2 pseudogenes are annotated in these 246 nt (G+C 58.5%); one reads left to right on the top strand and one right to left on the bottom strand.

From position 1 onward, the window contains the following. Positions 1-49: 49 nt before the first annotated feature. Positions 50-127, bottom strand: a pseudogene (rplP, locus tag KUA11_RS17315) (50S ribosomal protein L16); the annotation flags it as partial. On the opposite strand from rplP, the pseudogene KUA11_RS17310 reads away from it, so the two are divergent. Continuing rightward, positions 119-246, top strand: a pseudogene (locus tag KUA11_RS17310) (ribosomal protein L16); the annotation flags it as partial. The pseudogenes rplP and KUA11_RS17310 sit on opposite strands and share 9 nt — an antisense overlap.

Genomic DNA, 246 nt, shown 5'->3' with positions numbered 1-246 from the left:
ATCAACGGATTTCGCACGCAGATCAGCCGGCTTTGTTGCCTTGCTCATCTTATGCCTCTCCGATTCGGGTCACGAACTTCGTCTTGATCGGAAGCTTCGCAGCGCCAAGAGCCAACGCTTCACGCGCGCGATGAAGCGTGCTGGACGCGTCTGGATTCGTATTTTTCCGGATCTTCCGGTCTCGACAAAGCCCGCCGAAGTGCGTATGGGCTCGGGCAAGGGATCTCCGGAGTACTGGGTGGCCCG

Source organism: Acetobacter estunensis (genome assembly GCF_019083805.1).
GTDB classification, from domain to species: Bacteria; Pseudomonadota; Alphaproteobacteria; order Acetobacterales; family Acetobacteraceae; genus Acetobacter; species Acetobacter estunensis_A.
Note: the sequence above shows the minus strand (reverse complement) of the source record. Positions and strands in the feature narration are given on the sequence as shown.